Annotated in this window: 23 protein-coding genes; 12 read left to right on the top strand and 11 right to left on the bottom strand. The window is 64.5% G+C overall.

Annotated features, from left to right (window positions below):
- Positions 1–13: 13 nt before the first annotated feature.
- Entirely contained in the window at positions 14–652 is a 639-nt protein-coding gene (locus tag DIE21_RS16990) for a GNAT family N-acetyltransferase (protein WP_124498784.1), read from the top strand.
- Here DIE21_RS16990 and DIE21_RS37235 read toward each other — a convergent pair.
- The 3 genes from DIE21_RS37235 to DIE21_RS16975 form a co-directional block, all read right to left on the bottom strand.
- Positions 544–1,107 (bottom strand): hypothetical protein, encoded by a 564-nt coding sequence (locus tag DIE21_RS37235; protein WP_185642789.1) that lies wholly within the window; start codon positions 1,105–1,107, stop codon positions 544–546. The genes DIE21_RS16990 and DIE21_RS37235 overlap by 109 nt on opposite strands.
- 468 nt (positions 1,108–1,575) lie before the next feature.
- Entirely contained in the window at positions 1,576–2,604 is a 1,029-nt protein-coding gene (gene tdh, locus DIE21_RS16980; protein ID WP_124498783.1) for an L-threonine 3-dehydrogenase, read from the bottom strand.
- A gap of 13 nt (positions 2,605–2,617) precedes the next feature.
- Positions 2,618–3,817: a glycine C-acetyltransferase gene (locus DIE21_RS16975; protein ID WP_124498782.1), complete on the bottom strand. Its 1,200-nt coding sequence runs from the start codon at positions 3,815–3,817 to the stop codon at positions 2,618–2,620.
- Positions 3,818–3,978: 161 nt separating this feature from the next.
- Between DIE21_RS16975 and DIE21_RS16970 the strand changes: the two genes are divergently transcribed.
- From DIE21_RS16970 to DIE21_RS16960, 3 genes are all read left to right on the top strand, one after another.
- Positions 3,979–4,590 carry a helix-turn-helix domain-containing protein gene (locus DIE21_RS16970; protein WP_124498781.1) on the top strand — a complete coding sequence of 204 codons (612 nt, stop codon included), beginning with the start codon at positions 3,979–3,981 and terminating at the stop codon, positions 4,588–4,590.
- Positions 4,591–4,719: 129 nt separating this feature from the next.
- Positions 4,720–5,097, top strand: coding sequence for a DUF2471 family protein (locus DIE21_RS16965; protein WP_124498780.1), 378 nt, complete (start codon positions 4,720–4,722; stop codon positions 5,095–5,097).
- Positions 5,098–5,199: 102 nt separating this feature from the next.
- Entirely contained in the window at positions 5,200–6,213 is a 1,014-nt protein-coding gene (locus DIE21_RS16960) for a tyrosine-type recombinase/integrase (protein WP_124498779.1), read from the top strand.
- A gap of 139 nt (positions 6,214–6,352) precedes the next feature.
- On the opposite strand, the gene DIE21_RS16955 is transcribed toward DIE21_RS16960, so the two are convergent.
- Positions 6,353–7,534, bottom strand: a complete 1,182-nt coding sequence (locus DIE21_RS16955; RefSeq protein ID WP_124498778.1) for a DNA-binding protein — start codon at positions 7,532–7,534, stop codon at positions 6,353–6,355.
- A 948-nt stretch (positions 7,535–8,482) separates the two neighbouring features.
- Positions 8,483–8,683: a hypothetical protein gene (locus DIE21_RS16950; protein WP_124498777.1), complete on the bottom strand. Its 201-nt coding sequence runs from the start codon at positions 8,681–8,683 to the stop codon at positions 8,483–8,485.
- A gap of 680 nt (positions 8,684–9,363) precedes the next feature.
- Between DIE21_RS16950 and DIE21_RS16945 the strand changes: the two genes are divergently transcribed.
- Positions 9,364–10,728: a replication initiation protein gene (locus DIE21_RS16945; protein ID WP_124498776.1), complete on the top strand. Its 1,365-nt coding sequence runs from the start codon at positions 9,364–9,366 to the stop codon at positions 10,726–10,728.
- Positions 10,729–10,818: 90 nt separating this feature from the next.
- Here the strand turns inward: DIE21_RS16945 and DIE21_RS16940 are convergent, their stop codons facing one another.
- Together DIE21_RS16940 and parA are read right to left on the bottom strand one after the other, a co-directional pair.
- Entirely contained in the window at positions 10,819–11,880 is a 1,062-nt protein-coding gene (locus tag DIE21_RS16940; protein WP_124498775.1) for a ParB/RepB/Spo0J family partition protein, read from the bottom strand.
- A gap of 23 nt (positions 11,881–11,903) precedes the next feature.
- Positions 11,904–12,566, bottom strand: coding sequence for a ParA family partition ATPase (gene parA, locus DIE21_RS16935; RefSeq protein ID WP_040138954.1), 663 nt, complete (start codon positions 12,564–12,566; stop codon positions 11,904–11,906).
- Positions 12,567–13,509: 943 nt separating this feature from the next.
- Between parA and arsC the strand changes: the two genes are divergently transcribed.
- Positions 13,510–13,866 (top strand): arsenate reductase (glutaredoxin), encoded by a 357-nt coding sequence (gene arsC / locus DIE21_RS16930; protein WP_124498795.1) that lies wholly within the window; start codon positions 13,510–13,512, stop codon positions 13,864–13,866.
- Positions 13,867–14,331: 465 nt separating this feature from the next.
- Here the strand turns inward: arsC and DIE21_RS16925 are convergent, their stop codons facing one another.
- On the bottom strand, positions 14,332–14,568 hold the full coding sequence (locus DIE21_RS16925) for a zf-HC2 domain-containing protein (RefSeq protein WP_124498774.1): 237 nt from the start codon (positions 14,566–14,568) through the stop codon (positions 14,332–14,334).
- On the bottom strand, positions 14,549–15,145 hold the full coding sequence (locus DIE21_RS16920) for an RNA polymerase factor sigma-70 (protein WP_124498773.1): 597 nt from the start codon (positions 15,143–15,145) through the stop codon (positions 14,549–14,551). The genes DIE21_RS16925 and DIE21_RS16920 overlap by 20 nt, the downstream gene beginning before the upstream one ends.
- Positions 15,146–15,514: 369 nt before the next feature.
- Between DIE21_RS16920 and DIE21_RS16915 the strand changes: the two genes are divergently transcribed.
- The gene (locus DIE21_RS16915; protein WP_124498772.1) at positions 15,515–16,069 is read left to right on the top strand and encodes an NADPH-dependent FMN reductase; all 555 of its coding nucleotides are present in this window, start codon (positions 15,515–15,517) and stop codon (positions 16,067–16,069) included.
- A gap of 43 nt (positions 16,070–16,112) precedes the next feature.
- Here DIE21_RS16915 and DIE21_RS16910 read toward each other — a convergent pair whose 3' ends face one another.
- Positions 16,113–18,353: a hybrid sensor histidine kinase/response regulator gene (locus tag DIE21_RS16910; RefSeq protein ID WP_124498794.1), complete on the bottom strand. Its 2,241-nt coding sequence runs from the start codon at positions 18,351–18,353 to the stop codon at positions 16,113–16,115.
- A gap of 476 nt (positions 18,354–18,829) precedes the next feature.
- Here DIE21_RS16910 and DIE21_RS16905 point away from each other — a divergent pair, with 476 nt between their 5' ends.
- The 3 genes from DIE21_RS16905 to DIE21_RS16895 are packed head-to-tail and all read left to right on the top strand — an operon-like array spanning position 18,830 to position 20,764.
- A complete protein-coding gene (locus tag DIE21_RS16905) occupies positions 18,830–19,198 on the top strand; it encodes a response regulator (protein ID WP_040138947.1) in 369 nt (122 codons plus the stop codon).
- Positions 19,191–19,817 carry a chemotaxis protein CheC gene (locus DIE21_RS16900; RefSeq protein ID WP_124498771.1) on the top strand — a complete coding sequence of 209 codons (627 nt, stop codon included), beginning with the start codon at positions 19,191–19,193 and terminating at the stop codon, positions 19,815–19,817. Before DIE21_RS16905 ends, DIE21_RS16900 begins: the two co-directional genes overlap by 8 nt.
- Positions 19,814–20,764 carry a GGDEF domain-containing protein gene (locus DIE21_RS16895; protein ID WP_124498770.1) on the top strand — a complete coding sequence of 317 codons (951 nt, stop codon included), beginning with the start codon at positions 19,814–19,816 and terminating at the stop codon, positions 20,762–20,764. Before DIE21_RS16900 ends, DIE21_RS16895 begins: the two co-directional genes overlap by 4 nt.
- Before the next feature lie 19 nt (positions 20,765–20,783).
- On the opposite strand, the gene DIE21_RS16890 is transcribed toward DIE21_RS16895, so the two are convergent.
- Positions 20,784–21,668 carry an alpha/beta fold hydrolase gene (locus DIE21_RS16890; protein ID WP_124498769.1) on the bottom strand — a complete coding sequence of 295 codons (885 nt, stop codon included), beginning with the start codon at positions 21,666–21,668 and terminating at the stop codon, positions 20,784–20,786.
- Between the two features lie 218 nt (positions 21,669–21,886).
- Here DIE21_RS16890 and DIE21_RS16885 point away from each other — a divergent pair, with 218 nt between their 5' ends.
- Positions 21,887–22,219: a hypothetical protein gene (locus tag DIE21_RS16885; protein ID WP_124498768.1), complete on the top strand. Its 333-nt coding sequence runs from the start codon at positions 21,887–21,889 to the stop codon at positions 22,217–22,219.
- A gap of 258 nt (positions 22,220–22,477) precedes the next feature.
- On the top strand, positions 22,478–23,326 hold the full coding sequence (gene hpnD, locus DIE21_RS16880; protein WP_124498767.1) for a presqualene diphosphate synthase HpnD: 849 nt from the start codon (positions 22,478–22,480) through the stop codon (positions 23,324–23,326).
- Positions 23,327–23,329 lie beyond the last annotated feature (3 nt).

Raw genomic sequence — 23,329 nt, 5'->3', positions numbered from 1 at the left:
GCGAAAGGACATCATGCAGCGACCGGAATCCGCACGCTCCGCGCGTGCCTATGCGGCCTATGCCAAGCGGCTCGATGGCCGCGTCGTCGTACGGCGTTTCGATCCGCGCAGCGATTCGTATGAATCGCTGACCGCGTTGCTGCATCGTGCGTACGCGCATCTCGGCGCCGCGGGCTTCAACTGTCCAGGTGTCGACCAGCCGGCGTCGGCGACGCGCGAACGCGTGCTCGCCAGCGAGTGTTTCGTCGCGCTCGGCAACGCGCACCTGGTCGCGACGATCACGATGCAGCCGCACGATCCCGATTCGCGTTGCGACCCGTATCGCAGCCGCCGCGTCGCGACGCTCGGCCAGCTGGCCGTCGATCCGGTCTGGCAGGACCGCGGCATCGGGCGGGCGCTGCTCGCGTTCGCGCAACGGCGGGCCGCCGCGCGCGGCGCGACGCACCTCGCGCTCGATGCGCCGCATGCGGCGGTCCGGCTCGTCGATTTCTATCGCAGCGAAGGGTTTCAGTTGATCGACGTGATGCGGTTTGCGGGACACTGCTACGACAGCGCGATCCTGTGCAAAGCCGTCGGTGTGTCGGGCGAGCGGATGCCTGCATCCGACATGACATCGATCCACGTCGCGCGGCGTGCCGGCGCGGCGTCATGAGACACGATGCCGACGACGATCGCGCGCGGCTTGCCCTGCGGCATGCCCGCACGCGGGCGGCACTGCGCATGCGCGATCTGTTGAAGCTGACGGCCGTCACGATCGCGGTCACGCAAATACTGACGCTCGGGTTCGACGGCCTGCTTGAATGACTCGGCTTCGCGCCGGAAGCCGCGACGTTGCTGCTGTTCCGCTTCGTCACCTGCGCGCTCGTCAGCTTCTGGCTTCAGGCCGACGCATCGCGTGCGTATCGGCATGCGGCGCAACACGGACTCGTGACCGTTTCCGGAATGCATGGCGATCTGGTCGAAATCGCCCCGCAATGCCCGAAACGCTGGCTCGTCGTGTTGAGTCTGCAGCTCGAACCGCGATGGTTGAACGGTGAGCGGATCAAATAGCGGGCAACGCACCGATCGATGCCGACCGGCAGGTTGACGGGTGAGCTCGCACGTCATTGATTGCCTCACGCATCGACGATGCGCTGTGATCGCGCTGCATGGCGATGTGTTGCTGCAGGAGCACGGCAAACCATGACAAGCAGGTGATGCGGCGAGGGCTCGCTGTTCAAGCACGGCAAGCGAAGAACGGAAGGCCGGGAAGAAAGACATGCGCCGGGCGACGCGACGGAAGGGATGCGGTGCGCCCTGGACGGGTGAGGTGCACGCGCGATTGACTGTCACCGACGCGCACCGCGGAATCAAAGCGTGATCGCCCTCGTTTCGCAAACCGGAAGCTGCGTGCAACCGGTTGCATTCCGCGCCCAAGCGCGCCACGAAAGCGTGATCGCGCCGCCATTCGGCACGCGAGCACGGCTCCCGAATAGTCTCACCTTACGCGTTTGTCGAGGCTGACGGGCCCCGACAAACGCTCATGCCGGCACGAGCGGCGCAGTCGGCAAACGCGCCGAGCCGCCCGGCCGGCACTCAGACCGTCCAGTCGAGAATCACCTTGCCGCTTTCACCGGACAGCATCGCGGCGAAGCCCTTCTCGTAATCGTCGGCCGCAAAGCGATGCGTGATGATCGGCGACAGATCGAGGCCGCTTTGCAGCATCGCGACCATCTTGTACCAGGTCTCGAACATCTCGCGACCGTAGATGCCCTTGATCTCGAGCCCCTTGAAGATCACCTGGTTCCAGTCGATCGCCGTCTGCGCGGGCGGAATGCCGAGCAGCGCGACCTTGCCGCCGTGATTCATCGCCTCGAGCAGGCTCGTGAACGCGCTCGGCACACCCGACATCTCGAGGCCGACGTCGAAGCCTTCCGTCATGTGCAGGTCGGCCATCACGTCGCGCAGCGACTCGCGCGCGACGTTGACCGCACGCGTCGCCCCCATCTTGCGCGCGAGTTCGAGCCGATAGTCGTTGATGTCGGTGATCACGACGTTGCGCGCACCGACATGCTTCGCGATCGCGACGGCCATGATGCCGATCGGGCCCGCCCCGGTGATCAGCACATCCTCGCCGACGAGATTGAACGACAGCGCGGTGTGCGTCGCGTTGCCGAACGGATCGAAGATCGACGCGAGATCGTCGGAGATCTCGGGCGGAATCTTGAACGCGTTGAACGCGGGAATCGCCAGATACTCGGCGAACGCACCCTCGCGGTTCACGCCCACGCCGACGGTGTTGCGGCATAGATGCCGGCGCCCCGCGCGACAGTTGCGGCAGAAACCGCACGTGATGTGGCCTTCGCCGGACACGCGATCGCCGATCGCGAAGCCGCGCACTTCCTGCCCCATCTCGACGATCTCGCCGACGTACTCGTGACCGACATGCATCGGGACGGGAATCGTCTTCTGCGCCCAGTCGTCCCACTTCCAGATATGGATGTCGGTGCCGCAGATCGCCGTGCGGCGAATCTTGATCAGCACGTCGTTGTGTCCGACTTCGGGGCGCTTCACGCGCGTGAGCGTGAGGCCAGGGCCGCGTTCGAGCTTTGCCAGTGCTTTCATGGTCGCGCCTCCGTCAGACGATGCCGAGCGACTTGCCGACACGCACGAACGCGGCGACCGTCTGATCGATCTGCTCGGGCGTATGCGCGGCGCTCATCTGCGTGCGGATGCGCGCGCGGCCGCGCGGCACGACCGGGAACGAGAAGCCGATCACGTAGACGCCTTCGGCGAGCAGCTTGTCGGCCATGTTCGTCGCGAGCTGCGCGTCGCCGAGCATCACCGGGATGATCGGATGCGCACCCGGCACGAGCGTGAAGCCCGCGGCGGTCATCTGCTCGCGGAAACGCACGCCGTTCTCACGCACGCGTTCGCGCAGCTTCGCACCTTCGTCGCTGCCGAGCAGCTCGAGCACCTTCAGCGATGCCGCGGCGATGCTCGGCGTCAGCGTGTTCGAAAACAGGTACGGGCGCGAACGCTGGCGCAGCAATTCGACGATCTCGCGCCGGGCCGCGACATAGCCGCCCGATGCGCCGCCGAGCGCCTTGCCGAGCGTGCCGGTGATGATGTCGACGCGACCGTCGACGCCGCAGTGCTCGGGCGTGCCGCGGCCATGCGCGCCGATGAAGCCGACCGCGTGCGAGTCGTCGACCATCACGAGCGCGCCGTAACGATCGGCGAGGTCACAGATGCCTTTCAGGTCGGCGATGATGCCGTCCATCGAGAACACGCCGTCAGTCGCGATCAGCTTGTGGCGCGCGCCCGCTGCGTCGGCTTCCTTCAGCTTCGCCTCGAGGTCGGACAGGTCGTTGTTCTTGTAACGGAAACGCTTCGCCTTGCAGAGGCGAACGCCGTCGATGATGCTCGCGTGGTTCAGCTCGTCGCTGATCACCGCGTCGTTCTCGTCGAGCAGCGTCTCGAACAGGCCGCCGTTCGCATCGAAGCAGCTCGAGTACAGGATGCTGTCCTCGGTGCCGAGAAACGACGCCAGCGCGCTTTCGAGCTGTTTGTGCACGGTTTGCGTGCCGCAGATGAAGCGCACCGATGCCATGCCGAAACCGTCCTCGTCGAGACCGGCCTTCGCCGCGGCGACGAGGCGCGGATCGTTCGCCAGGCCCAGATAGTTGTTCGCGCAGAAATTCAGCACGCCGGCACCGCCGGCGAGCCGCACGGCCGCCGCTTGCGGGCTGGCGATCTCGCGCTCGGTCTTGTAAAAACCGTCCGCGCGGATCTGGTCGAGCGTCCCGCGCACCTGGGCGAGAAAGGCATCACGCATCGCAAAGCTCCTGACAGGGATTCGCACTCCGCCGCGCGCCACTCGTGGCGACAGCGCAACGGCCTGCTACTGTTATAGTCGGTCGTTCGATTGACCGCATTTATCCGATATTCCGAACTAGAATTCGAAATACCGAACAACTCTAAGCGAACGGAAACCAAATGGCAAGTTCCTCCGCGTCGCGGCGCACGCCTGCCGGCGCCGCACCGCAGCCGCCGGGCGTGACGCCGCCGCGGGTCGGCGAGCAAATCCAGCGCCTGCGCAACGAGCGCAAGCTGACGCTCGACGACCTGTCGCGCGCGGCCGGCGTATCGAAGTCGATGCTCTCCGAAATCGAACGCGACAAGGCCAATCCGACGATCGCGGTCGCGTGGCGGCTCACGAACGCGCTCGGCATCACGCTCGACGAACTGTTCTCGCAGCCGAAGGCGCCGGAAACGATCCGCGTGGACGGCCCGCACGACATTCCGACGCTCGCCGGCCACGATGGCCGCTATCAATTGCGCGTATGGGGCCCGATCGACCTGGCCGGCAAGTTCGAGTGGTACGAACTCACGCTGCCGGGCGGCGGCGCGCTCGTGTCGAACGCGCACGAACCCGGCACGCGCGAGCACCTCACCGTGCTGCAGGGCGCGATGGAAATCGAAGCCGCGGCGGCGAGCCGGCGGCTGAAGGCGGGCGACACCGCACGCTACCCGGCCGACGCGCCGCACGCGATCCGCAACCCCGGCAAGGCCGAGGCGCGCGCACTACTGATCGTGATTCATCGCTGACGATGCGGGTAGCTGGCCGAAAGGCCAGTTGCGGAAAATACTGTATGTTTGTACAGTATACGGACATTCCGCCATGCATGGCCGGGGTCGGCGCACCGAGGCGCCTGCTCCGGTCGACAGGAGCCTGCGATGACAGAAGAACAAGATTTGGCCGCGCTCAGCTTCAAGGCTGCCGCGCACGACCTCGAGCTGATCGTTCGCCATATAGCCGGGCGCTACATCCATCAGCGCGTCCCGCTGTCATGGCGCCTGCTGCACGCGATCGAAGCCGAGGCGCTCGCCGATCTCGGCTTTGCCAGCCGGCACGATGTCGGCATGCGCCAACTGTTCGAACGGCCGTCGGACATGACTTTTCCCGAAACGGACGATCCGATCGACTTCGGCCGGTCAAATGCGCTGCCCGCCGTGTTCTCGTTCGCGGTCCTCGCATATGAAGCCGCGGCCAGGTCGCAGGAAACAGCACCCCGCGAGCGCGTTCACCGTCCGTCCAAGGCGTGGGGCGACTGACGTCAGGCCCGGGCCGTCCGACACCGCGGCCGGCTCCCGCATCCTGCTGCCCGCGACGTTGCGGAAAGGGCTACCATATACGCAACTAACGGAATAAATAACATGTCCCTTCCCACGCCATCCGACACCCCGGCATCCCTGGAAGCAAAGGATCTGTTCGACCGCGGCGCATCCGACTGGATCCTCTCGCCCGAAACCGCATTCGACGCATGGCTTGCCATGCAGGACTACCGCCGTTCGTCAGCCGACGTCTATCGCGCACAATGGGGCGCCTTTCTCGCCTGGCTGCGGGTACACCAGAAAAACCTGGCCACGGTCGATACCGCATCGATCGCGAACTTCGTCGGCGAGCTTCCGATCCGGAAAACCCAGCGACTGCGCTATTTGCGGCTGATCGAGCGCGTGCTCGACCACATCCGGCGCATCGAGTTCGCGTCCACCAATCCGGCACGCTTCATTGCTCAGGATGGCGAAGCGAACTGGCGCCAGGCACGCGACAACGAGCCGACCGGTTTCCTGACGCCGGCTGAACGCGCGAAGTTGCTGGCCTACCTGTTTTCGCCGATCGGCGTATCGGGCTCGGCCTACTGGAAAGAGCGGCGCGACCGCGCGCTCGTCGCTGCGTTTCTCGGCGCCGGCGTGAAGACCGGCGAAGCACGCGCGCTTACGATTAGTTGCATCAATATCAGCGGAACGTCGCTGCAGATCCCGTCGACGCATCCTGATTTCTCACGCGAGACCCATCTGGCATCGTTCGCCATCGCGTTGCTCGAAGCGTGGCTCCTGGAGCGCAAGCGTCAGGAGATTCCCGGCGAGCTCGTGTTTCCGGCGTCGCACGCCGGGCGGCCGATGCACAAGGCGACGATGCTGCGCGCGATCGATGCGATCGTCGAATCCGCGGGGCTCACGTCGTCGCGCACCGCGCGCGCGAGTCCGCAAACGCTGCGCAACACGTATGCGGCCGAGCTGTTCGAACACGACGTGCCGCCCGAGCGAGTCGGCAAATGGCTCGGCTTCATGCAGCCGATCTCGTCGAACCGCCTGCATCGCGCGTGGAAGAACTGGCGCGATGATCTCGCGAGTGGTGACGCGTCCGACCAGGACGACACTCACTGATGCCCAGCCGGCTGCTCACGCGACATGATCCGTGAGCAGCCTTGTGCGGCGTAGCCTCACCATTTCACAGCTCCCGAAAAACCTCACCTCACGCGTCCCGGATTCCCTCACCTGTGAGATCGCAGTGCCGGCTGACGCGTCAGTCGCGTGCAAAACGCGCGACCGCTTCGAATCGGGAAGGCCAGGGCCCCGACGCATGTTCGCATTCGGGGCACGACACTTCGAAGCCGTCGTCGCCATGCGACAGTTCCGGTTCGCCGTCGCAATGCGGGCACTGGTTCGGCACCGGAATTTCGTGGTCCAGCGACGTACCGATCGCGGCAAATGCTTCCGCATCCAGTTGACCCGCATCGGCGAGGCGCCGGATCAGCGCGGCGATCTCCGGATTCATCCCGCGGCTCGCGCGCAGCACGTTCACATCGCGCGTCGCGCGTTCCAGTTCATCGCCCTGGCTGCGCAACTGTTCCTCGAGCCGGTCCGCACGGGCCTTGGCTGAACTCAGTTGCTGAAGGAAATCGAATTCCTTGCGCTGCACGTCGCGCAAACCGCTCTGGTAGGTCGACGCCATGCTGCGCAGCGAGTCCAGCTCGACCAGCATCGGTTTGACGCGGCGCTCGGCTTCGGCCACCGCGTCCTTGATCTGCTGCGCGTAGTGTTCGGTGCGCTGCTGCAATTCGGCTTGCAGCGTATCGATGCGGTCGCGCAGCGCGGCGTTCTGCGTCTGTTCGGCGTCGACGCGGCTAGCCATCGCGGCCAGTTCCTTCTCAAGTCGAGTGACGGTGGTGAGCAGCGTCGCTTCGTTTGCCGAACCGTGCGTCGATTGCGAGGCCAGCTGCACCTCGAGCTCGGTCACGCGCGCCTGCAGCTGATCGTTGCGGGTTTCACTGCGCGTCAGCGCGCCTTCGAGCGTTTCCTGGCGAACCATTGCGTCGCGCAGTCGCTGTTCCGCGTCCGTCACGCCGGCGCGAACCTGCTCGCGGTCTATGTCGAGGCTTTCCCTGGCCGCCTTCAACGCTTCTTCATATAGTGCACCGAGCAATGCGCCGGCCTTTTCCTCGACCGCTTTCGGAATCGCCGCTCCGTCGAGCCGCACTTTCGACGCGGAGCGAATCCGTTCCCAGAAATGGTCAATGTCCTTCGGAATGTCGCTGGCGCTGCCGGTCTGGGTCAGATCGCGGACATTGGCGGCCGACGGCCGGATGCCGAGATCAAAGAACAGGCGCTTGCAGGCATGCAGCGACAACTCCTGGCGCCGTGCACCGCTCGCGCGCAGCGCTTCCAGTTCTTCACGGATGACTTCACGCATTTCATCCAGCGTCATGGCAGGGACTCACAGACATTGAGATGTTGCGATCATAACGAAATACGTATTTTTTGATACTTGTTTTCGTTGACCGTGGCAAATTTGCGTCGCTGCGTACAGAAATCGGGGCTGTGAGCCAATCCGGACGAAGCAGCGCTCCAATTCCGTGAAACAAAGCGAAGAAGGTCAGCTAAGTCCTTGTACTGCAAGCATTTCTGAGTAGGCCCCGAAAAAGTGCATTTGTTTCACATGACGCGCGTCATCGTAGCCTGCCGGTGTTTGGGGTTTGGGGTTTGGGGTCTCTGTGGAAAACTCGACGACCGTTGTCTTGAGAGTATTAGAAGTAAACACCCTTGAACCCTTAGTTAAAAACGTTAACGCCACGGCACAGCCTTATGTAGCAAGGCTTTCCGGTCGACAAGGTGAAGTTTTACGGGAACCAAGGTGATGTTCTGCGGGAGCTGAAGTGATGGGGTTCGGGGATCTGCGTGAGCCGATGCAGGAAAGGTCGTGAGCGGATTCGGGATCACAGTGAAACACGAGGTTTCCCAAAGGTGAGGTTTTTCGGGGCCGCGCGGCCACAGAACCCGCGCGGTGCCTGAGCGTACAGTTTTCTGCCTGTGCAGACATAGGTGAGAATTTGCGGGACCTTCTTCGTGCCCTCATTCTGCCCATCTTTTAGGCAGTTTTCATGAAAGGTGAGGTTTCACGGGACGCCACAGGGATTTGCTGTGAGGATTTCCGGGAAACGACCGTCATTTTGCACAGCAAAAACGCCCTGTGGAGCCGGTGATGTCCTAAAGGTGAGGCTTTTCGGGAGCGAAATACGGGTTTTCCTGCCCGGATCCCGTTCAGGTGAGCTTTTTCGGGGCCGCAATCACAGGCCGCCGGGCGCAGCATAGGTGAGCCTTTTCAGGAGCGCTATTTGCTCAAAAGTTAGTCAAAGGTGAGGTTTTTCAGGGGGCGTCACAGGGCGAATTCGCTGAAAAGCCCGCTGGGACTGGCAGAAATCTGATTTTTGCTGTGCCACTTTTTGGCACAGGTGAGAATTTTCAGGAGTCGACACACAGTCGCCGCATAGGCCTGGATGCCGGAAAGGTGAGGTTTTTCGGGGGATGATCGCCGGTCACAGCGGAACACCTGCTGCGCATAAGTATCGGATGCCATTGACATTTTTGATACCGCGGCGGTTACGGTGAGATTTTTCGGGAGTCGCTTCCGCATCCGTTGGAGCGCCGCTTTTTGCACTAAGGTGAGGCTTTTCGGGAGGTCCCGGCAGCTGATCCCGCATGTGTCGGGGATTCGTCGGTATCGGGGTCACAGGATTCCGATCTGCTGAGGTGAGAATTTTCGGGACCGAACGGTTTCGGTGCACTGTACAATGCGCGCCCGGGCCTGTGAAACGGCTTCGATCGACGTCGCGGGGCCGTTTTGGGCGCGGGTTTTCCGGATTCCGGATGCGGTCGCGATCTTCCGGCCAGCCGCGCCTGTACATGCATACAGGCCGGTACGGGCGGTCCGCCCGATGTCATGACGCCCAGTGGCGACCCTGTGACCGGGACCCGGAAGCGCAGTCGTAAAATTACGACAAATTGAAAGGTGAGCTGATACGGGAGCAAGTTTCGCACGTGTCGAGCACAGGCAAAAATCTGTGAATCCGCGCATCCCGCGACACGTCTGGACGAGTCCGAAACGCTGTAAATCCGGACTGGTGAGGGTTTTCAGGAGAGGGTTGGGGTGAGTGCTGTTTTGTACGTGCACTTCACCGGCTATGGTGAGCATGTCGTTCTGGACGCACATCACCACAGGCGCTATCCTTCCGTGAAACTTCTCCTCCGACCCGACGCATGGCCACGAAGCGCGCCAAGAAAACCGATGTGGATGTGGTGAGTGCCAGTTCAGCCGAATTGCGTAAGGCCGTCGAGGCGATCGCAATTCAGCCGAAAAGCGGCAAGATCACGCTCCTGACCCGCAAGCTGTTCAACGTCCTGCTCGCCGTCGCGCAGCAGGCCGACGACTCGGGCGATACCTACCGCGCGTTGCTGTCGGATATCGTCGCCAACTCCGCCTTCGATTCGAACGACACCGCACTGGTGAAGGAACACCTGCGCCGCATGGTGTCGGTTCAGGTCGAATGGAGTACGGGGACGTCGAGCCAGAAGCCGGGCCGCAAGTGGGGGATCTCGACGCTGATCGCCGATGCCGAAATTCTCGAGGATCCGGCCACCCGTCGCGTGTGGGTCGAATTCTCGTTCGCACCGAAGATCAAGAAGAAGCTGCTCGACCCGGTCCAGTACGCGCGTCTGAGCCTGCAGTTCCAGAGCCAGTTGCGCAGCAGCGCCGGTCTCGCGCTCTACGAAATCTGCGTGCGCTACCTGACGAACCCGAGCCACCTGACGATGCGCGAGCCGTGGGAATGGTGGCGGCCGATCCTGTCGGGTACGCCCGATACGGAAGCCGGCGATGAGGCGAAGCGCGAGTACAAGTACTTCAAGCGCGACTATCTGCGTCCGGCGATTGCCGAGGTCAATGCGGTCACCAACATCTTCGTCGAGCTGATCGAGCATCGCGAAGGGCGGCGGGTCGCGGAAATCCAGTTCCGCGTGACCGAGCGCAAGCAGCCGATGCTCGCGCTCGACGAGCATCCGAACGTGTTCGACAGCACGCTGGTCGACCGGATGGTCAAGCTCGGGATTCCGCTCAAGGAAGCGCAGACGCTCTACGCGGACAGCGAGGAAAACCGGATTCGCGCCGCCCTGCAGATGACCGAACAGCGGATGCGCAGCACGACGCTGCCGCCGGTGCGCAGTGCGCCTGCGTTGTTCAAGGATGCGCTGAAGAAGGGTTATGCGCCGCCGGTCGAGTCCGTCGACGCACTGCCTTCCGGCACGCCTGTCGCGAAGGTCGTCGCGGCGCAGCCGGATGATCTGAAGGCGCGTCTGTTGAGCGAATTCGCGGCGTTCCGGCGCAAGGAAGCGAAGGTGCTTTACGAGGAGCAGGGCGACGCGGAGCGCGAAGTGGCGCGCGAGTCGTTCGAGTCGGAAGTGTTGCCGACGATGGGCTCGCACTTGCGTGACGACTGGCGCAAGCGCGGTCTCGATTCGAAGCTAGCCGAGACGGCGTTTTTCGACTGGCTGGCCCAGAAGACCTGGGGCGAGCCGACCGACGGCGACCTGCTGTCGTTCACCCTGAATCAATCGCGGGCCGCCTGAGGCCCGTTCAGGCCCCTCTGACGGGCCGCCGCCGGCCGCCCGCTCAACCGGCGGGCCCGGCGTATCGCCAGGCCCTGCCGGCCGTCTCCATCACTCCGACAACAGCATCCGCTCGAGCTGCTCGAGGATCGTGTCGCGCTTGTCCTTCGGCAGGCCGCGCAGGCGCAGCTCGATGCGGTCTTCGCCATACGACTTCAGGTCGCCGACCGACTTGCCGCCGAGCTTGATCTCGAGACGTTGCGCATAGCGCTGGCGGCCCGCCGGCTTCGGCGTCTCCTGCGCCGCGACGCGGCCCTTGACGATGTCCGACACCTGGCGCGTGCTGAGATCGTCGGACACGATCTTGTTGATCAGCCGCAGCGTTGCCTCGGTGCCGCGCGCATTGTGATAACGGCCGACCTGATATGCCATGTTCGAACCGAAGCGATCGGGGCGCGCGACCATCTCCTGCATCACGGATTCCGGCAGCTTGCCGATCGACAGCGCAACCGCGACCGTCGACTCGTCGAGGCCGAGATGTTCGGACAGTTCCTTCTGACTCTGGAAGTGCTTGTCGTCGAGGAAGCGGCGCCACACGACGGCGTTGTCGAACACCGTCTGCGAATCGCGTTGCACGTTCAGGTCGTAGCCGAGCTTGTAGCTCTGGATCCCGATCGGTACGTCGATCACGATCGCCTTCACCGACTCCTTGTTCGCTTCCTTCAGCGCGCGCACGCGACGGCCGCCGTCGCTGACGAAATACGCACCCGGATTGTCGTAGTCCGGAATCACGTGGATCGCCTGCTGTTGCCCCTGCTTCGCGAGGTTGACCGCGAGCTCGGCAATCGACGACTTCAGATAGAAGTGCCGCGGGTTGAACGGACTATGCTTGATCGCCTTCAGCGACAGTTCGATCACCTGGCCGGGCGCATAGCGATTCTCGAGGCGCCACGCGCGATATTGCGGCGACTCGTCGGTTGACGGATCGAGCAGGACTTCCGGAGTCGGCAGCGGCGTAATGTCCTTCTTGGCGGACTTCGTCGGGGCCGGCGTGGCCGTCTCGGACTTGACGATGCCGTCGATGGCATTCAGCCGATCAAGTGCCGTGCGCTTCTCGCTCGTCGTGATGTCCGGGCGCGCTTGGAATCCTTTTGCAAATTGGGAGGGTTTCATGTGACTCCTTTATGCGCATAAAGTCAGGGCAGCATGGCGACGATTTCGTCGGCACATGCGCGGATTTCCGCGGCGGCCAGCTTGGCGCCGCGATCGTTCATCTGCAGCACGGTTTGACCGAGCGCCATCGCTTGCTTGTACGCTTCCCGGGTCGGGATTTGCGTCTTCAACAACGGGAAGCCGAGTTCCTCGAGCGCACGCTTGAGCTCGCGGGTCAGCATGCGCTTCTCTTCGGTCTTGTTCAGCAGGAAGACGGCGCGGAGGTCTTCATTCATCACCTGCGCCTGCTGGATCAGCTTGACCAGCCCGACGCTCGACCAGTAGTCGGCCGGCGACGACGAAGTCGGGATCACGGCGATCGATGCGGCCAGCAGCACGACGCCGGAGACCTTCTCGGTGATCGACGGCGGGCAATCGACGACGATGATGTCGTAGTCGTTGATGAACTTCTTGATCTCGCGATGAATCTGCCCGCCGGCTTCGGCGAGGTTGACGACCGGGAAAGGGATGCCGGCGTCGCTGTCACCGGATGCGCTCGACCAGTGAACCAGTGTGTTTTGACCGTCTGCGTCGATGACGAGGACGCGCTTCCCTTTCTCATGGAATGCCGCGCCCAGGTGCATGGCAATCGTGCTTTTGCCGACGCCACCTTTTTGTTGAGTGACTGCAATGATTTCCGCGGCCAATTTTCACTCCTGTTTTTGGTCGTTGGAATTCTACAGGACGATATTTATATTTCAATGAAATTGTCGTTCACCAGCTACGCGTTAGCCATTCGGGCTATCCGGTTTATGCGCATAAACGGATGGGGGATGCCGGATGGCTGGATCGGCTGGAGGCGAGATTGCGGGGAGTCGATGATGAGTGGAGGGATATTCGCCCCGGCTGACGTTTCGGGATCGTGTTCGAGATGCCGATCGTTGCGATGTATCCGGACCTGCCCTTCCCTTCGTTGACGGAGGGCGCTGCTTTGGTGAAGGCGGAGTTTGTGCGCATAAACTCCGCGGCGCCGGCGAACCTCTACGAGTTGGAGTCCTCGCTTGAGCCCGTGTCCGGATGACGAATTCTGCCCGCTCAGGCCGACGCGATAGTCGCGATACGCGTCGTGTGCCGCAACAAAGCGCTGGCCATCTCCAATGTTTATGCGCATAAACCATCGAGAGGATCTGCGGCCGTTAGCGGTCGCACGTTGGCAGGCCAAAGTCGACCCGCGACGATGTCCCCGACACCAACGCTATCGCACCGCTGATCACGCGAGGCATCGAAGTGCGCAGGTCGGCCGCGATGTTGGTGGCCCTTCCCACCACGGGGAAGAGACAGCTTTATGCGCATAAAGCCAACGATCGATCAACCGGAATGCGGCCCCGGGGCGCGGCTTGCACTCGCCATTGCGATGCGTCGTTATTCCCCGTCCGCTATTCGCCAGCGAAGACGGCTCAGGTAATCGCCCGCGCAACGCACTTTATGCGCATAAACGGATCAAGCGCGTTGCGCGTTCGGCGGCACCATCGACGCGCCCCACACGTCACGCGAGTCTTCAATTCCCCTTTCCTCACGTGCGCCACCCTCACCGAAGCGCCCGCAACCAGACTGGCTACAATACGGGCCTCTCCCATCCTGGCCTGAATGATGATCACGATCTATCACAACCCCCGCTGCTCGAAGTCCCGCGAGACCCTCGCACTGGTCGAGACGCTGAACACCACCGGCACGCCGGTGAATGTCGTCGAGTATCTGAAGACGCCGCCGACGGCCAAGGACCTGGAAACGCTGCATCGTCAGCTTGGGTGCCCGGTGCGCGACATGCTTCGCGACGGCGAGGAAGCGTACAAGACGATGGATCTGGCGCGCGCGAGTCTGACCGATGCGGAGGCCTACGAAGCGATCGCCGCCCATCCGATTCTGTTGCAGCGTCCGATCGTCGTGTATCGAGGCAAGGCAGCCATCGGCCGGCCGCCCGAGTCGGTGCGCGCGCTATTCGAATAATTCTTGTTCGGTGTATTTTTCTTATCGCATCATCCCGGCGTGAGTGCGCCGGGAATGAGCGGCTGAATTCGCAAGCCGCAAGCCGCAAGCCGCAAGCCGCAAGCCGCAAGCCGCAAGCCGCAAGCCGCAAGCCGCAAGCCGCAAGCCGCAACCGACCACCGCGGCCGCGATAACCATCGGCCGCTCACAGCGACAATCAACGCGTCGGGATCGGCCGGCTGAATTCGAGTACCGCAACCGTCCACCGTGGCTGCGCTGCCCGCAGCCGCCAAATGAGCCGCTCGAAGTGGCTATCACAGGACGCGCCGGATCGACCCACTGAATTCGCACACCGCGAACGCCTTCCGACGCCGCGCAGCGAGCAGCCCGTATTCGATGCCCGCGAGCCACCTCCAGCGTCAACCCTTCGACGTCAACAACGACATCGCCCGCTGCAACGCCTGACCGCACACCGACGTCGGCAACTCAGCCCTGCCCGTCGCCCGACGACTCATCCCGATCGCCGTCCGCTTCATCCCCCGCACCCCGCCCCGCCGCCGCATGCGCCGCCGCCCGCAGCAGCGCGATCTGCCCGCGATACGCCCGGCATCCGCTGCAAGTCGGCAGATGCACGCGGACCTGCATGCGCTCATGCAGCGTCAAGGACCGGTCGAGCGCATCCGACAGCAGTCGCGTCACGTCCCTACATTTCCCCGGCAGCATCTTCGGTCGTCAGTCCTTGTTCGCTGAGGCAGGTGCGCAGGCGCGTGCGCGCCCGGTACAGCAGCACGCTGCAATGGTTCGTCGTCAACGTCAGTTCGCTGCAGATGTCGGCGATCTCGACATCGAGGAATTCGCGCATCATGAATACGCGCCCGATGTGTTCCGGCAGATGGTCGAGGCAGACCTGGAACAGTGTCCAGAACTGCTGTTGCTGCAATACCGTCTCGGGGCGCGGCCACGGCCGCGGCTTCGCGTGCGCGGCCCAATGCCCGTTTTCCTTGAACAGCTCGCGATCGAGCGCGGATTCGCCGTCGAGCTCCGCATCGAGCGCGGACAGGCTCACCGTCCGCTGCCGCATGCGCAGGATGTCGATCAGCTTGTTGCGCAGGATCCCGAATACCCAGGTCTTGTGCGCGGACCGCCCCGCGAACTCGCCCGCGTGCGACCACGCGGCGGTCAGCGCTTCCTGCACGGCATCCTCGGCCGCATCGGCATCGCGTAGCTGGAGTCGCGCGAAGCGCAGCAGGTCGTGCCGCAGTTGCGCGAGATAGGCGGGGTTGTCGTACGCGGACGGCATGGCAGGTCGGGAGCCTTACGAAGCGGAAGCGATCGCGTGCGCCAGCGGGCGGACGCGTCGCGGTGCGAGCAGCTTACTGGGAGCGACGTCGTGCTGCAACGCATGTTCCGTCACGAATTCTGAAGCCGGCCGGCGCGCTGCGCTATGCTTGCCGGAACCCGCGTCGCGCGCTGCGAAATCCCGATGCGGGCGGTTTGTAACATCAGATCATAACGGTCAAGTTATCCACAATTTCTGTGGAAAACCTTGTGGAAAGTCGGCCGGCCGGCCCCGTGGGGCGGTTCGCGGGCTGGCTTGCCTATAAACAGACCTTTGTTGCCTGACCCGAATCAATCGATCCGATTCCTCACTCACCGGAAGGAGAAAGCCATGTCCTATCGTGTTGCAGTCGTCGTCGGCAGCCTGCGTCGCAGTTCCTCGAATCGCGCGCTCGCGCACGCCGTGATCTCGCTCGCCCCTGCCGATTTCGCGTTCGAATTCGTCGAGATCGGCGAACTGCCGCTGTACAGCCAGGACTACGACGCGGACTTTCCGGAAGTCGCGAAGCGCTTCAAGCAGTCGATCGAAGCCGCCGACGCGCTGCTGTTCGTCACGCCCGAGTACAACCGCTCGATTCCAGGCGTGCTGAAGAACGCACTCGACTGGGGCTCGCGCCCGTGGGGGCACAACTCGTGGTCCGGCAAGCCGGGCGCGGTGCTCGGCACGTCGCCTGGTGCGACCGGCACCGCGCTCGCGCAACAGCACCTGCGCAACGTGCTCGCGTATCTCGACGTGAAGACGCTCGGGCAGCCGGAAATGTTCATCAAGCATGACCCGGCGCGCATCGACGACCAGGGCCAGATCGTCAGCGAGGACACGCGCAAGTTCCTGCAGGGCTTCGTCGACCGCTACGTCGACTGGGTACGTATGCTGAAGTCGGCCTGATCGCCGTACTTCCCGCTATCGGCGCCGGACCGCGTGCCGCGGGTCAGGCGCCGGCGTGCCGCGCATCGCGCGCTTCGCGGATGCCGAGCAGGATCTCGTCGAGCAGCGCGATGTCGAACGGCTTCGACAGCACGCGCACGTTGACGGTGCGCGTGCGGTCGAGTTCTTCCGCGTAACCCGTGACCAGGATCACGGGCAGCTTTCCCGGCCGCTTGTCGATCGCTTCGGCGAGATCGATGCCGTTCAGGCAGCCCGGCATGTGGATATCCGAGATCACCAGGTCGAATGCGTTGTTCGCGGCCGCGCCCTCGATCAGGCGCAACGCGTCGTCGGCGGTGGGCGCATAGGTGACTCGGTGGCCGAGCAGCGTGATCAGCGCTTCGGTGCCGGCCGCAACTTCGCTGTTGTCTTCGACCAGCAGCACGTGCAGGCCCGCGAGCGCGCCCGTGTCGTGCGCGACGGCCTGCGGCCGTGCGACGATGTCCTCGACGCGTGCGCGCGGCAGGTAGAGGCGCACCGACGTGCCGGCGCCGACCGCGCTGTCGATCGTCGCGAGGCCGCCCGAGCGCTCGCAGAACGCGAACACCTGCGGGAGTCCGAGCCCCGTTCCCATGCCCTGCGCCTTCGTCGTGAACAACGGCTCGAACGCGCGCGCGAGCACGTCGGGCGCCATGCCCGAGCCCGTATCGTCGAGCGAGATCTGCACGAAGTCGCCGGTCAGCGGAAAGCCGTCGTCGCGGCGCAGCGTCACGTTGCGCGCGCCGACCGTGAAGCGGCCGCCGATCGCCATCGCGTCGCGCGCGTTGACGGCGAGATTGATCACCGCGAGTTCGAGCTCCGCGACGTCGACCCGGATCGGCCATACACCGGGTTCGATCGCGACGACCAGCGACGACTTCGAACCGAGCGACGTCTTCAGCAGTTCGCGGCACGTGCCGAGCCACTGGCCGATGTCGATCGTCTCGTTGTGGAGCGGCTGCTTGCGCGCGACGCCGAGCAACTGGCGCGTGAGCGACTGGCCGTTCTTCAGCGCGCGTTCGATCGCGCCGAGTTCCTTGTCGAGATGCTGGACGCCGCGTCGCCGCACGATCTGCACGTTGCTCGAGATGATCATCAGCAGGTTGTTGAAGTCGTGGGCGACGCTGCCGACCAGGTTGCCGAGCGCCTGCATCTTGCGCGACTGCCGGTATGCCGATTCGATCGAGCGCCGCATCGACGCTTCCGCCTGCCAGCGGTCCCAGGCCTCCTCTTCCGCCTTCAGCCGCTTCAGCGACAGCCAGATCACCGACCACAGCGCGATCGACGGCGCGAACATCGAGATGAACAGCACGCTCAGGTGTTCGTACCATTCACGCCAGATCGCCGACGTGCGGTACGCGCAGGTCACGTACACGGGATAGCTGCCGACCTGGCGGTACGCGACGATCTCGCTGGCGCCGTCGTGGCGCACGCGCACGACGCCCGCGCGCGGATCGTTGCGCGCGTTGCCGAACGTGGCCGTGCGATCGGTGTGCGCGAGCGATGGCGGCGGCGGATACGACGCGATCACCGCGCCGTCGGAGCGTGCGAGTGCCATCGTCATCGGCGTGGCGGCGCCGCCGAGGAGGTCGCGGTAGAACGCATTGAAATACGACGACTTCAGCGCGATCGACACCATCCCGGCGAACGAACCGTCGCTATGGCGTCGCGCGACGCCCGTGTTGAACACGGGAATGTTCTCGAGCTTGAGCGGCCCCATCATCAGCCGCGAGATGTGTTCGATGACCTTGCCGTCGCGAATGCCGGCGAAGTCGTCGCGGTTTGCGATCGATGCATAGGGCGCCGGATAGTAGAGGCTGTTCGCGAGCAGCATCCCGCTCGCGCCGAAGATCGACACCGCGGCCACCTGCGGATAGCCGCCGCCGATCGTGTTCAGCGCGTCGTGGATGTCGGATTCCTGGCGGCGCACGGTGGCGTCGTCCATGTCCTGCACGAGGTCGACGATGCGCGCATCGAGCGTCTCGCTCAGGTCGAACACCTTGAGCGCATGCTCCTCGGCGACGCGCACGGTGCGCATCGTCACGTCGCTCGCCGCGGCTTCGCGTGCCTTCAGGTCGTTGTACGCCATGACCGACACGTAGATGCACGGCAGCACGATCGCCGCGATCAGCAGCACGATCAGCGTCACGCGCCGGACCGCGAAATCGTGCTCGGGCGCGCCGGACGCGTAGCTGCCGTCATCCTGCCAGTCGTCGGCAGGTGGGGAGGCAGGCGGGCGGGAGTCGGCGGGACGTTCGGACGTCATTGAAGAAGGAAGAAAGCGGGTCAGGCTGAGGTGTTCAATCATAAACGAGTTGCGCCCGCCCGCCGCACCCCGGCATGGACGGGCAACCTGATGATTCCGACAGGGGCGGATTGAAAGTTTGAAAACGCTATGAATCCGGCAGCGCAAACGTACACAAAGAAAAATTTTGCGTGCTTATCTCAAAAATGGTCGCGGCTGTTTTCGGAATGCCGGGCAATCGGATCGATTCTGTTCGAAATGGTGGAAATGGCGAGTTGCACCGCCTCCGGTTTACTCCGAGAATCGCGCCTTGCTTTCCCTATGACAGATATATGCGCCCGCCGGCGTTTTGCGGCGCGGTGTGTCGCGTGCCACGTGCCGCGGCGCCCGCGCGCGGCCGCACGGTGGCTGCCGCGCTTTGATCGTGTGGCGCCTCAAGAAACGCGCCGCGCGGTCGTTAACGCGAGAGAGACCATTCCGTATACCGCTTCGCCGCCATGCCTTTGCCGATCGTGATCGCCGACGATTCCTTGCTCGCTCGCAAACTTCTGACAAAGGCACTGCCGGGAGACTGGGACGTTGATGTCGCGTATGCGGCGAATGGTCGCGAGGCCCTGGCGCTCTATCGTGACGGCAAAGCTTCCGTGATGTTTCTGGACCTGACGATGCCCGACATGAACGGCTATCAGGTGCTGGAGACACTGCGCCACGAAGATCTGAACACGTTCGTGATCGTGGTATCCGCCGATATCCAGCCGCAGGCGCAAGCACGCGTGCGCGAGTTGGGCGCGATCGCATTCGTTGCCAAGCCCGTGACGTCGGAGGCATTGCTGCCCATTCTCAAGGAGTATGGGTTGTATGCCTGAATCGGTGTTCACGGCGGAGCAACGCGATGCGTTGCAGGAGATCGCCAACCTCGCGATGGGCCGCGCCGCCGCACGGCTCGCGTTGCTGCTCGGACATTTCATCGAACTGTCGGTACCGCGCGTGCGCGTCGTGAAGGCCGCCGATGCGGGTGACGCGCTGCGCGAGATGACGGGCATCCACGAGAACGTGACGGCCGTGCGCCAGGGCTTCCGTTCCGACATCAAGGGCGAGGCGATCGTGCTGTGCCGCAGCGCGGGCGTCGCGCGGCTGATGTCGCTGATGGATCGCACGTTCGGCGACGGCGTGTATGCCGGCATGGCAACGCAGGACGAAGTCGTGTTCGACGTCGCGAACGTGCTGATGAGCGCGTGCGTCGCGTCGATCCTCGACGAGCTCGGCCGCAAGCCCGTGTTCTTCCCGCCGGGGCTGCTCGGCGCGAACGTGTCGTTCGACGACGTGTTCCAGCCGCACGCGCTCGCATGGAACGTCGCGCTGCTGCTCGAAGTGAATTTCGGACTCGAGGATCATGCGTTCCGTGCACATTTCGTGATGCTGATGGCCGAGGATTCGATCCGGCTGATGGGCGATGCGCTCGACGCGTTGCTGTCCGCGCTATGACCGCTATCGCCACCTCCACCGCCGCGTCGCTGAGCGACCTCGTGATCGAACGGGTGGGCTTCGGCCTGTTCGTGCTCGACCGCACGATGACCGTGCTGATGTGGAATCGCTTCATGCAGGACCACAGCGGCATCCCGGCTGCCGACGTGATCGGCCGCAACCTGTTCGACTGCTTTCCGGCGCTGCCGCGCGCGTGGCTCGAGCGCAAGCTCGAGAGCGTGTTCCAGCTCGGCAGCTTCGCGTTCAGCTCGTGGGAGCAGCGGCCCTACCTGTTTCGCTTCGAGCACGACCGGCCGATCACCGGCGGCGTCGACTACATGCAGCAGGACTGCACGTTCATGCCGCTTACGCGCGGGCGCGAAGTCGAGGCCGTCTGCGTGACGATCTCGGACGTCACGCACGTGAGCGTGATGCAGCGCGAGCGCGAGGAGGCGGTCGCGAAGCTGCGCGAACATGCGAATCGCGACGGCCTCACCGGCATCGCGAATCGTCGTTTCTTCGAAACGCGGCTCGGTGACGAGTTCGCGCGCTGGCAGCGCTACGGCGGCGACCTGTCGGTGCTGCTGTTCGACCTCGACCACTTCAAGACGATCAACGACCGGTTCGGGCATGCGGCCGGCGACGCGGTATTGCGCGAGACGGCGCGCCGCGTTGCGTCGATCGTGCGCGCGCAGGATACGTTCGGCCGTTTCGGCGGCGAGGAATTCGCGCTGCTGCTGCCGTGCACGAATCTCGACGAGGCGATGCGGGTGGCCGACAAGGTGCGTGACGCGATCGGCGGCACGCCGGTCGACGCGGAAGGCGTCAGCGTGCCGGTGACGGCGAGCGTCGGCGGCGCGAGCGCGACGGCGGGCGCGCCGACGTCCGACGTGCTCGTCAACGAGGCCGACACCGCGCTCTATCGCGCGAAGCGGCTCGGGCGCGACCGGTCGATCGCGTACACGTAACCGCCGCGCCGCGCGCCGTTCAGCTTTTCGCGATATCGGCGAGCACGCCCGCCAGCACGGCCGGCTGCGACACGAACGGCGAATGGCTGCTGTCGAGCTGGTGCACGTGTGTCGGGTTGCCGGGCACGAACGTGTCGGCTTCGTCGATGAAGCGCTGCTGCAGCGCGGGCAGGATCACGCGATCCGCCAGGCACTTGATGTAGTGACGGTCGATCGCGCCCCAGCGTGCGGCGGTCGTCGGGATCGCGGTCGCGAACGGTGCGGCCGGCACGTCGCAGGTCATCAGGTTCGCCACCGCCTCGAAGTCGGCCTGCGGCACGTCGTCGTACAGCGCGCGCTTCGTCAGCTCGCGATACGCGGGTTCGCCGCTGCGCGGATCGATCCGCAGCGCGCCGGCGACGCGCGGGCTCGCCAGCATCAGCGGGCCCAGCATTTCACCCTTGTTCTCGGGCGCGCGCACGTAGTCGAGGCCCGGCACGCCCGACGCGGGCATGAACGCCGCGAGATAGACGATCTTCGCGATCTTCTCCGGCGCGCGTTCCGCCGCGGCCGTGATCGCGAGGCCGCCCATGCTGTGCCCGACGAGCACGACCTTGCCGCGGCCGAGCGCGTACGCGTCGTCGACGGCCTGCATCACCTGCGTCGCGTAATCGTCGAGCGTGGTATTCGCGACCGGCGACGGTTCGGCGCCGAAAGCGTCCTTGTCGAGCGGCCGTGCGAGATAGGACGCGGGAAAGCGGGCGTTGATGCCGTGCGCAGGCAGGTCGCGCGCGATCGACAGGTAGCCGCGCGCGGCCAGTGCGGCCGCGACGTGCGCATAGCACCACGCACCGTGCCACGCGCCGTGCACCAGCACGAAAACGGGATGGCCGGATTGCGGGGTGGCGGTTACGATCGTCTCCATGGTGTCCGTCTTTTTTTGAGAAAGAGGTTCATCTTAGACGAAGCCGCGCAGGCGCAGCCGCGTGCGTCCGGGCAGAACGCGCGGCCCGACCGTGCGCGTGCCTGGACCGCTTGTCGCAATGAGGCCCTTTTGTCTCGTACAGGCCACATTTCGTCCTGATCTGATTTGAATTTGCGCCGAAGCGCGCTAATTTGACACTTTGCTCCCGATTGCGCCCCATGAACGTCGACTACCTCTTCTACCGGCGGCCGGACAAGCCTGGCCCCTATTCCCTCGACGACCTGGGCGAGACCGCACCGCCGATCGGCCCGAGCGACGTGGTGCGCGCGGGGATCGCACGCGTGTTCGAGCAGATCGACTGGCAGGAGTCGCCCGACGTCCCGGGCGCGTGGTTCGGCACCGGCGGCCCGTCATTCCAGTTCACGGCGGAGCCCGATGGGCGCGTGACGAGCTTCATGGGCTCGCGGCTCGAGCGCCGTTCGATGCTGCAGCTGACCCGCGAAATGGGGCTCATCGCGCTCGATCTGCAGCGCGACATCGTCTACGGCTGACGGGCGGCGCGACGCCGTTCCACGCCGGGGCCGGCCACGCCGGCCCGCCAGCGTTCCGGCGGCCCGCCGGGCGCCGCGCATGTCCGCCATCGAACTTCAAAGATTGCTATACTTTCGCCCAATTCCGGCTTCCGGCCGGTAATTTGTGCCTGTCTGCGTCGATCGTTCGCATATCTCGCACGCATTTGACGCCCTGACCAACCCAGCCGGGCATGGCTTCTTCAATCGCCCCGCGTGGGTGTCTCCGTGGAGCTCGTCTTGGCCGTTTCCAATCTCGTCGTGGACGAACAAGAAACCGACGCCGCTGCCGTCACATCGGGCAGTTCTTTCTATCTGGCGATGCGCATCCTGCCGGCGGTGCAGCGCGACGCGATGTTCCAGGTCTACGCGTTCTGCCGCGCGGTCGACGACATCGCCGACAGCGACCTGCCGCGCGCTGAGCGCAACGCGGGCCTCGATCGCTGGCGCGCGGACATCGACGCATGCTTCGCCGGCCAGCCGCCGCGCCACCTGGTCGCGCTCGAGCGCGAGATCCGCGCGTTCGACCTGAAGCGCGAGGACTTCCACGCGATGATCGACGGGATGGCGATGGACGCGGCCGAAGACATCTGCGCGCCGGACGAACCGACGCTCGACCTGTTCTGCGATCGCGTGGCGAGCGCGGCCGGCCGTCTGTCGGTGAGGATTTTCGGGATCCCGGAAGCGGAAGGCATCGAGCTGTCGCACCACCTGGGCCGCGCACTGCAACTGACCAACATCCTGCGCGACATCGACGACGATGCGGCGATCAACCGCTGCTACCTGCCGCGCGAGCTGCTCGCGCGCGAAGGCATCGTGATCACCGATCCGGCGACGATCGTGCGCGACCCGGCGCTGCCGCGCGTCTGCGCGACGCTCGTCGAACGCGCGCTCGCGCATTTCCGCGCGGCGGACGCCGTGATGGATACCTGCACGCGTGCGCAGGTGAAGGCGCCGCGCATCATGTCGGGCGCGTATCGCTGCATTCTCGAGGCCGCGATCGCGCGCGGCTTCGCCGCCCCGCGCGCGCCGCTGCGCAAGCCGAAGGCGCGGATGCTGATGATCGCCGCGCGCTACGCGCTGTTCTGAGCC

This window comes from Burkholderia sp. Bp9140 (assembly GCF_003853425.1).
Taxonomy (GTDB): Bacteria; Pseudomonadota; Gammaproteobacteria; order Burkholderiales; family Burkholderiaceae; genus Burkholderia.
Note: the sequence above shows the minus strand (reverse complement) of the source record. Positions and strands in the feature narration are given on the sequence as shown.

Excerpts from the sequence above, each read along its gene's own strand:
- DIE21_RS16900 (WP_124498771.1), top strand. The coding sequence starts at position 19,191 with ATGCCTGAATCGGTGTTCACGGCGGAGCAACGCGATGCGTTGCAGGAG.
- DIE21_RS16960 (WP_124498779.1), top strand. The coding sequence starts at position 5,200 with ATGTCCCTTCCCACGCCATCCGACACCCCGGCATCCCTGGAAGCAAAG.
- DIE21_RS16950 (WP_124498777.1), bottom strand. The coding sequence starts at position 8,683 with ATGGCATCCGATACTTATGCGCAGCAGGTGTTCCGCTGTGACCGGCGA.
- DIE21_RS16970 (WP_124498781.1), top strand. The coding sequence starts at position 3,979 with ATGGCAAGTTCCTCCGCGTCGCGGCGCACGCCTGCCGGCGCCGCACCG.
- DIE21_RS16955 (WP_124498778.1), bottom strand. The coding sequence starts at position 7,534 with ATGACGCTGGATGAAATGCGTGAAGTCATCCGTGAAGAACTGGAAGCG.
- DIE21_RS16910 (WP_124498794.1), bottom strand. The coding sequence starts at position 18,353 with ATGACGTCCGAACGTCCCGCCGACTCCCGCCCGCCTGCCTCCCCACCT.
- DIE21_RS16915 (WP_124498772.1), top strand. The coding sequence starts at position 15,515 with ATGTCCTATCGTGTTGCAGTCGTCGTCGGCAGCCTGCGTCGCAGTTCC.
- DIE21_RS37235 (WP_185642789.1), bottom strand. The coding sequence starts at position 1,107 with ATGACGTGCGAGCTCACCCGTCAACCTGCCGGTCGGCATCGATCGGTG.
- tdh (WP_124498783.1), bottom strand. The coding sequence starts at position 2,604 with ATGAAAGCACTGGCAAAGCTCGAACGCGGCCCTGGCCTCACGCTCACG.
- DIE21_RS16920 (WP_124498773.1), bottom strand. The coding sequence starts at position 15,145 with ATGCCGTCCGCGTACGACAACCCCGCCTATCTCGCGCAACTGCGGCAC.
- DIE21_RS16945 (WP_124498776.1), top strand. The coding sequence starts at position 9,364 with ATGGCCACGAAGCGCGCCAAGAAAACCGATGTGGATGTGGTGAGTGCC.
- DIE21_RS16975 (WP_124498782.1), bottom strand. The coding sequence starts at position 3,817 with ATGCGTGATGCCTTTCTCGCCCAGGTGCGCGGGACGCTCGACCAGATC.
- DIE21_RS16990 (WP_124498784.1), top strand. The coding sequence starts at position 14 with ATGCAGCGACCGGAATCCGCACGCTCCGCGCGTGCCTATGCGGCCTAT.
- DIE21_RS16940 (WP_124498775.1), bottom strand. The coding sequence starts at position 11,880 with ATGAAACCCTCCCAATTTGCAAAAGGATTCCAAGCGCGCCCGGACATC.
- DIE21_RS16885 (WP_124498768.1), top strand. The coding sequence starts at position 21,887 with ATGAACGTCGACTACCTCTTCTACCGGCGGCCGGACAAGCCTGGCCCC.
- DIE21_RS16890 (WP_124498769.1), bottom strand. The coding sequence starts at position 21,668 with ATGGAGACGATCGTAACCGCCACCCCGCAATCCGGCCATCCCGTTTTC.
- DIE21_RS16895 (WP_124498770.1), top strand. The coding sequence starts at position 19,814 with ATGACCGCTATCGCCACCTCCACCGCCGCGTCGCTGAGCGACCTCGTG.
- arsC (WP_124498795.1), top strand. The coding sequence starts at position 13,510 with ATGATCACGATCTATCACAACCCCCGCTGCTCGAAGTCCCGCGAGACC.
- DIE21_RS16965 (WP_124498780.1), top strand. The coding sequence starts at position 4,720 with ATGACAGAAGAACAAGATTTGGCCGCGCTCAGCTTCAAGGCTGCCGCG.
- DIE21_RS16925 (WP_124498774.1), bottom strand. The coding sequence starts at position 14,568 with ATGCTGCCGGGGAAATGTAGGGACGTGACGCGACTGCTGTCGGATGCG.
- DIE21_RS16905 (WP_040138947.1), top strand. The coding sequence starts at position 18,830 with ATGCCTTTGCCGATCGTGATCGCCGACGATTCCTTGCTCGCTCGCAAA.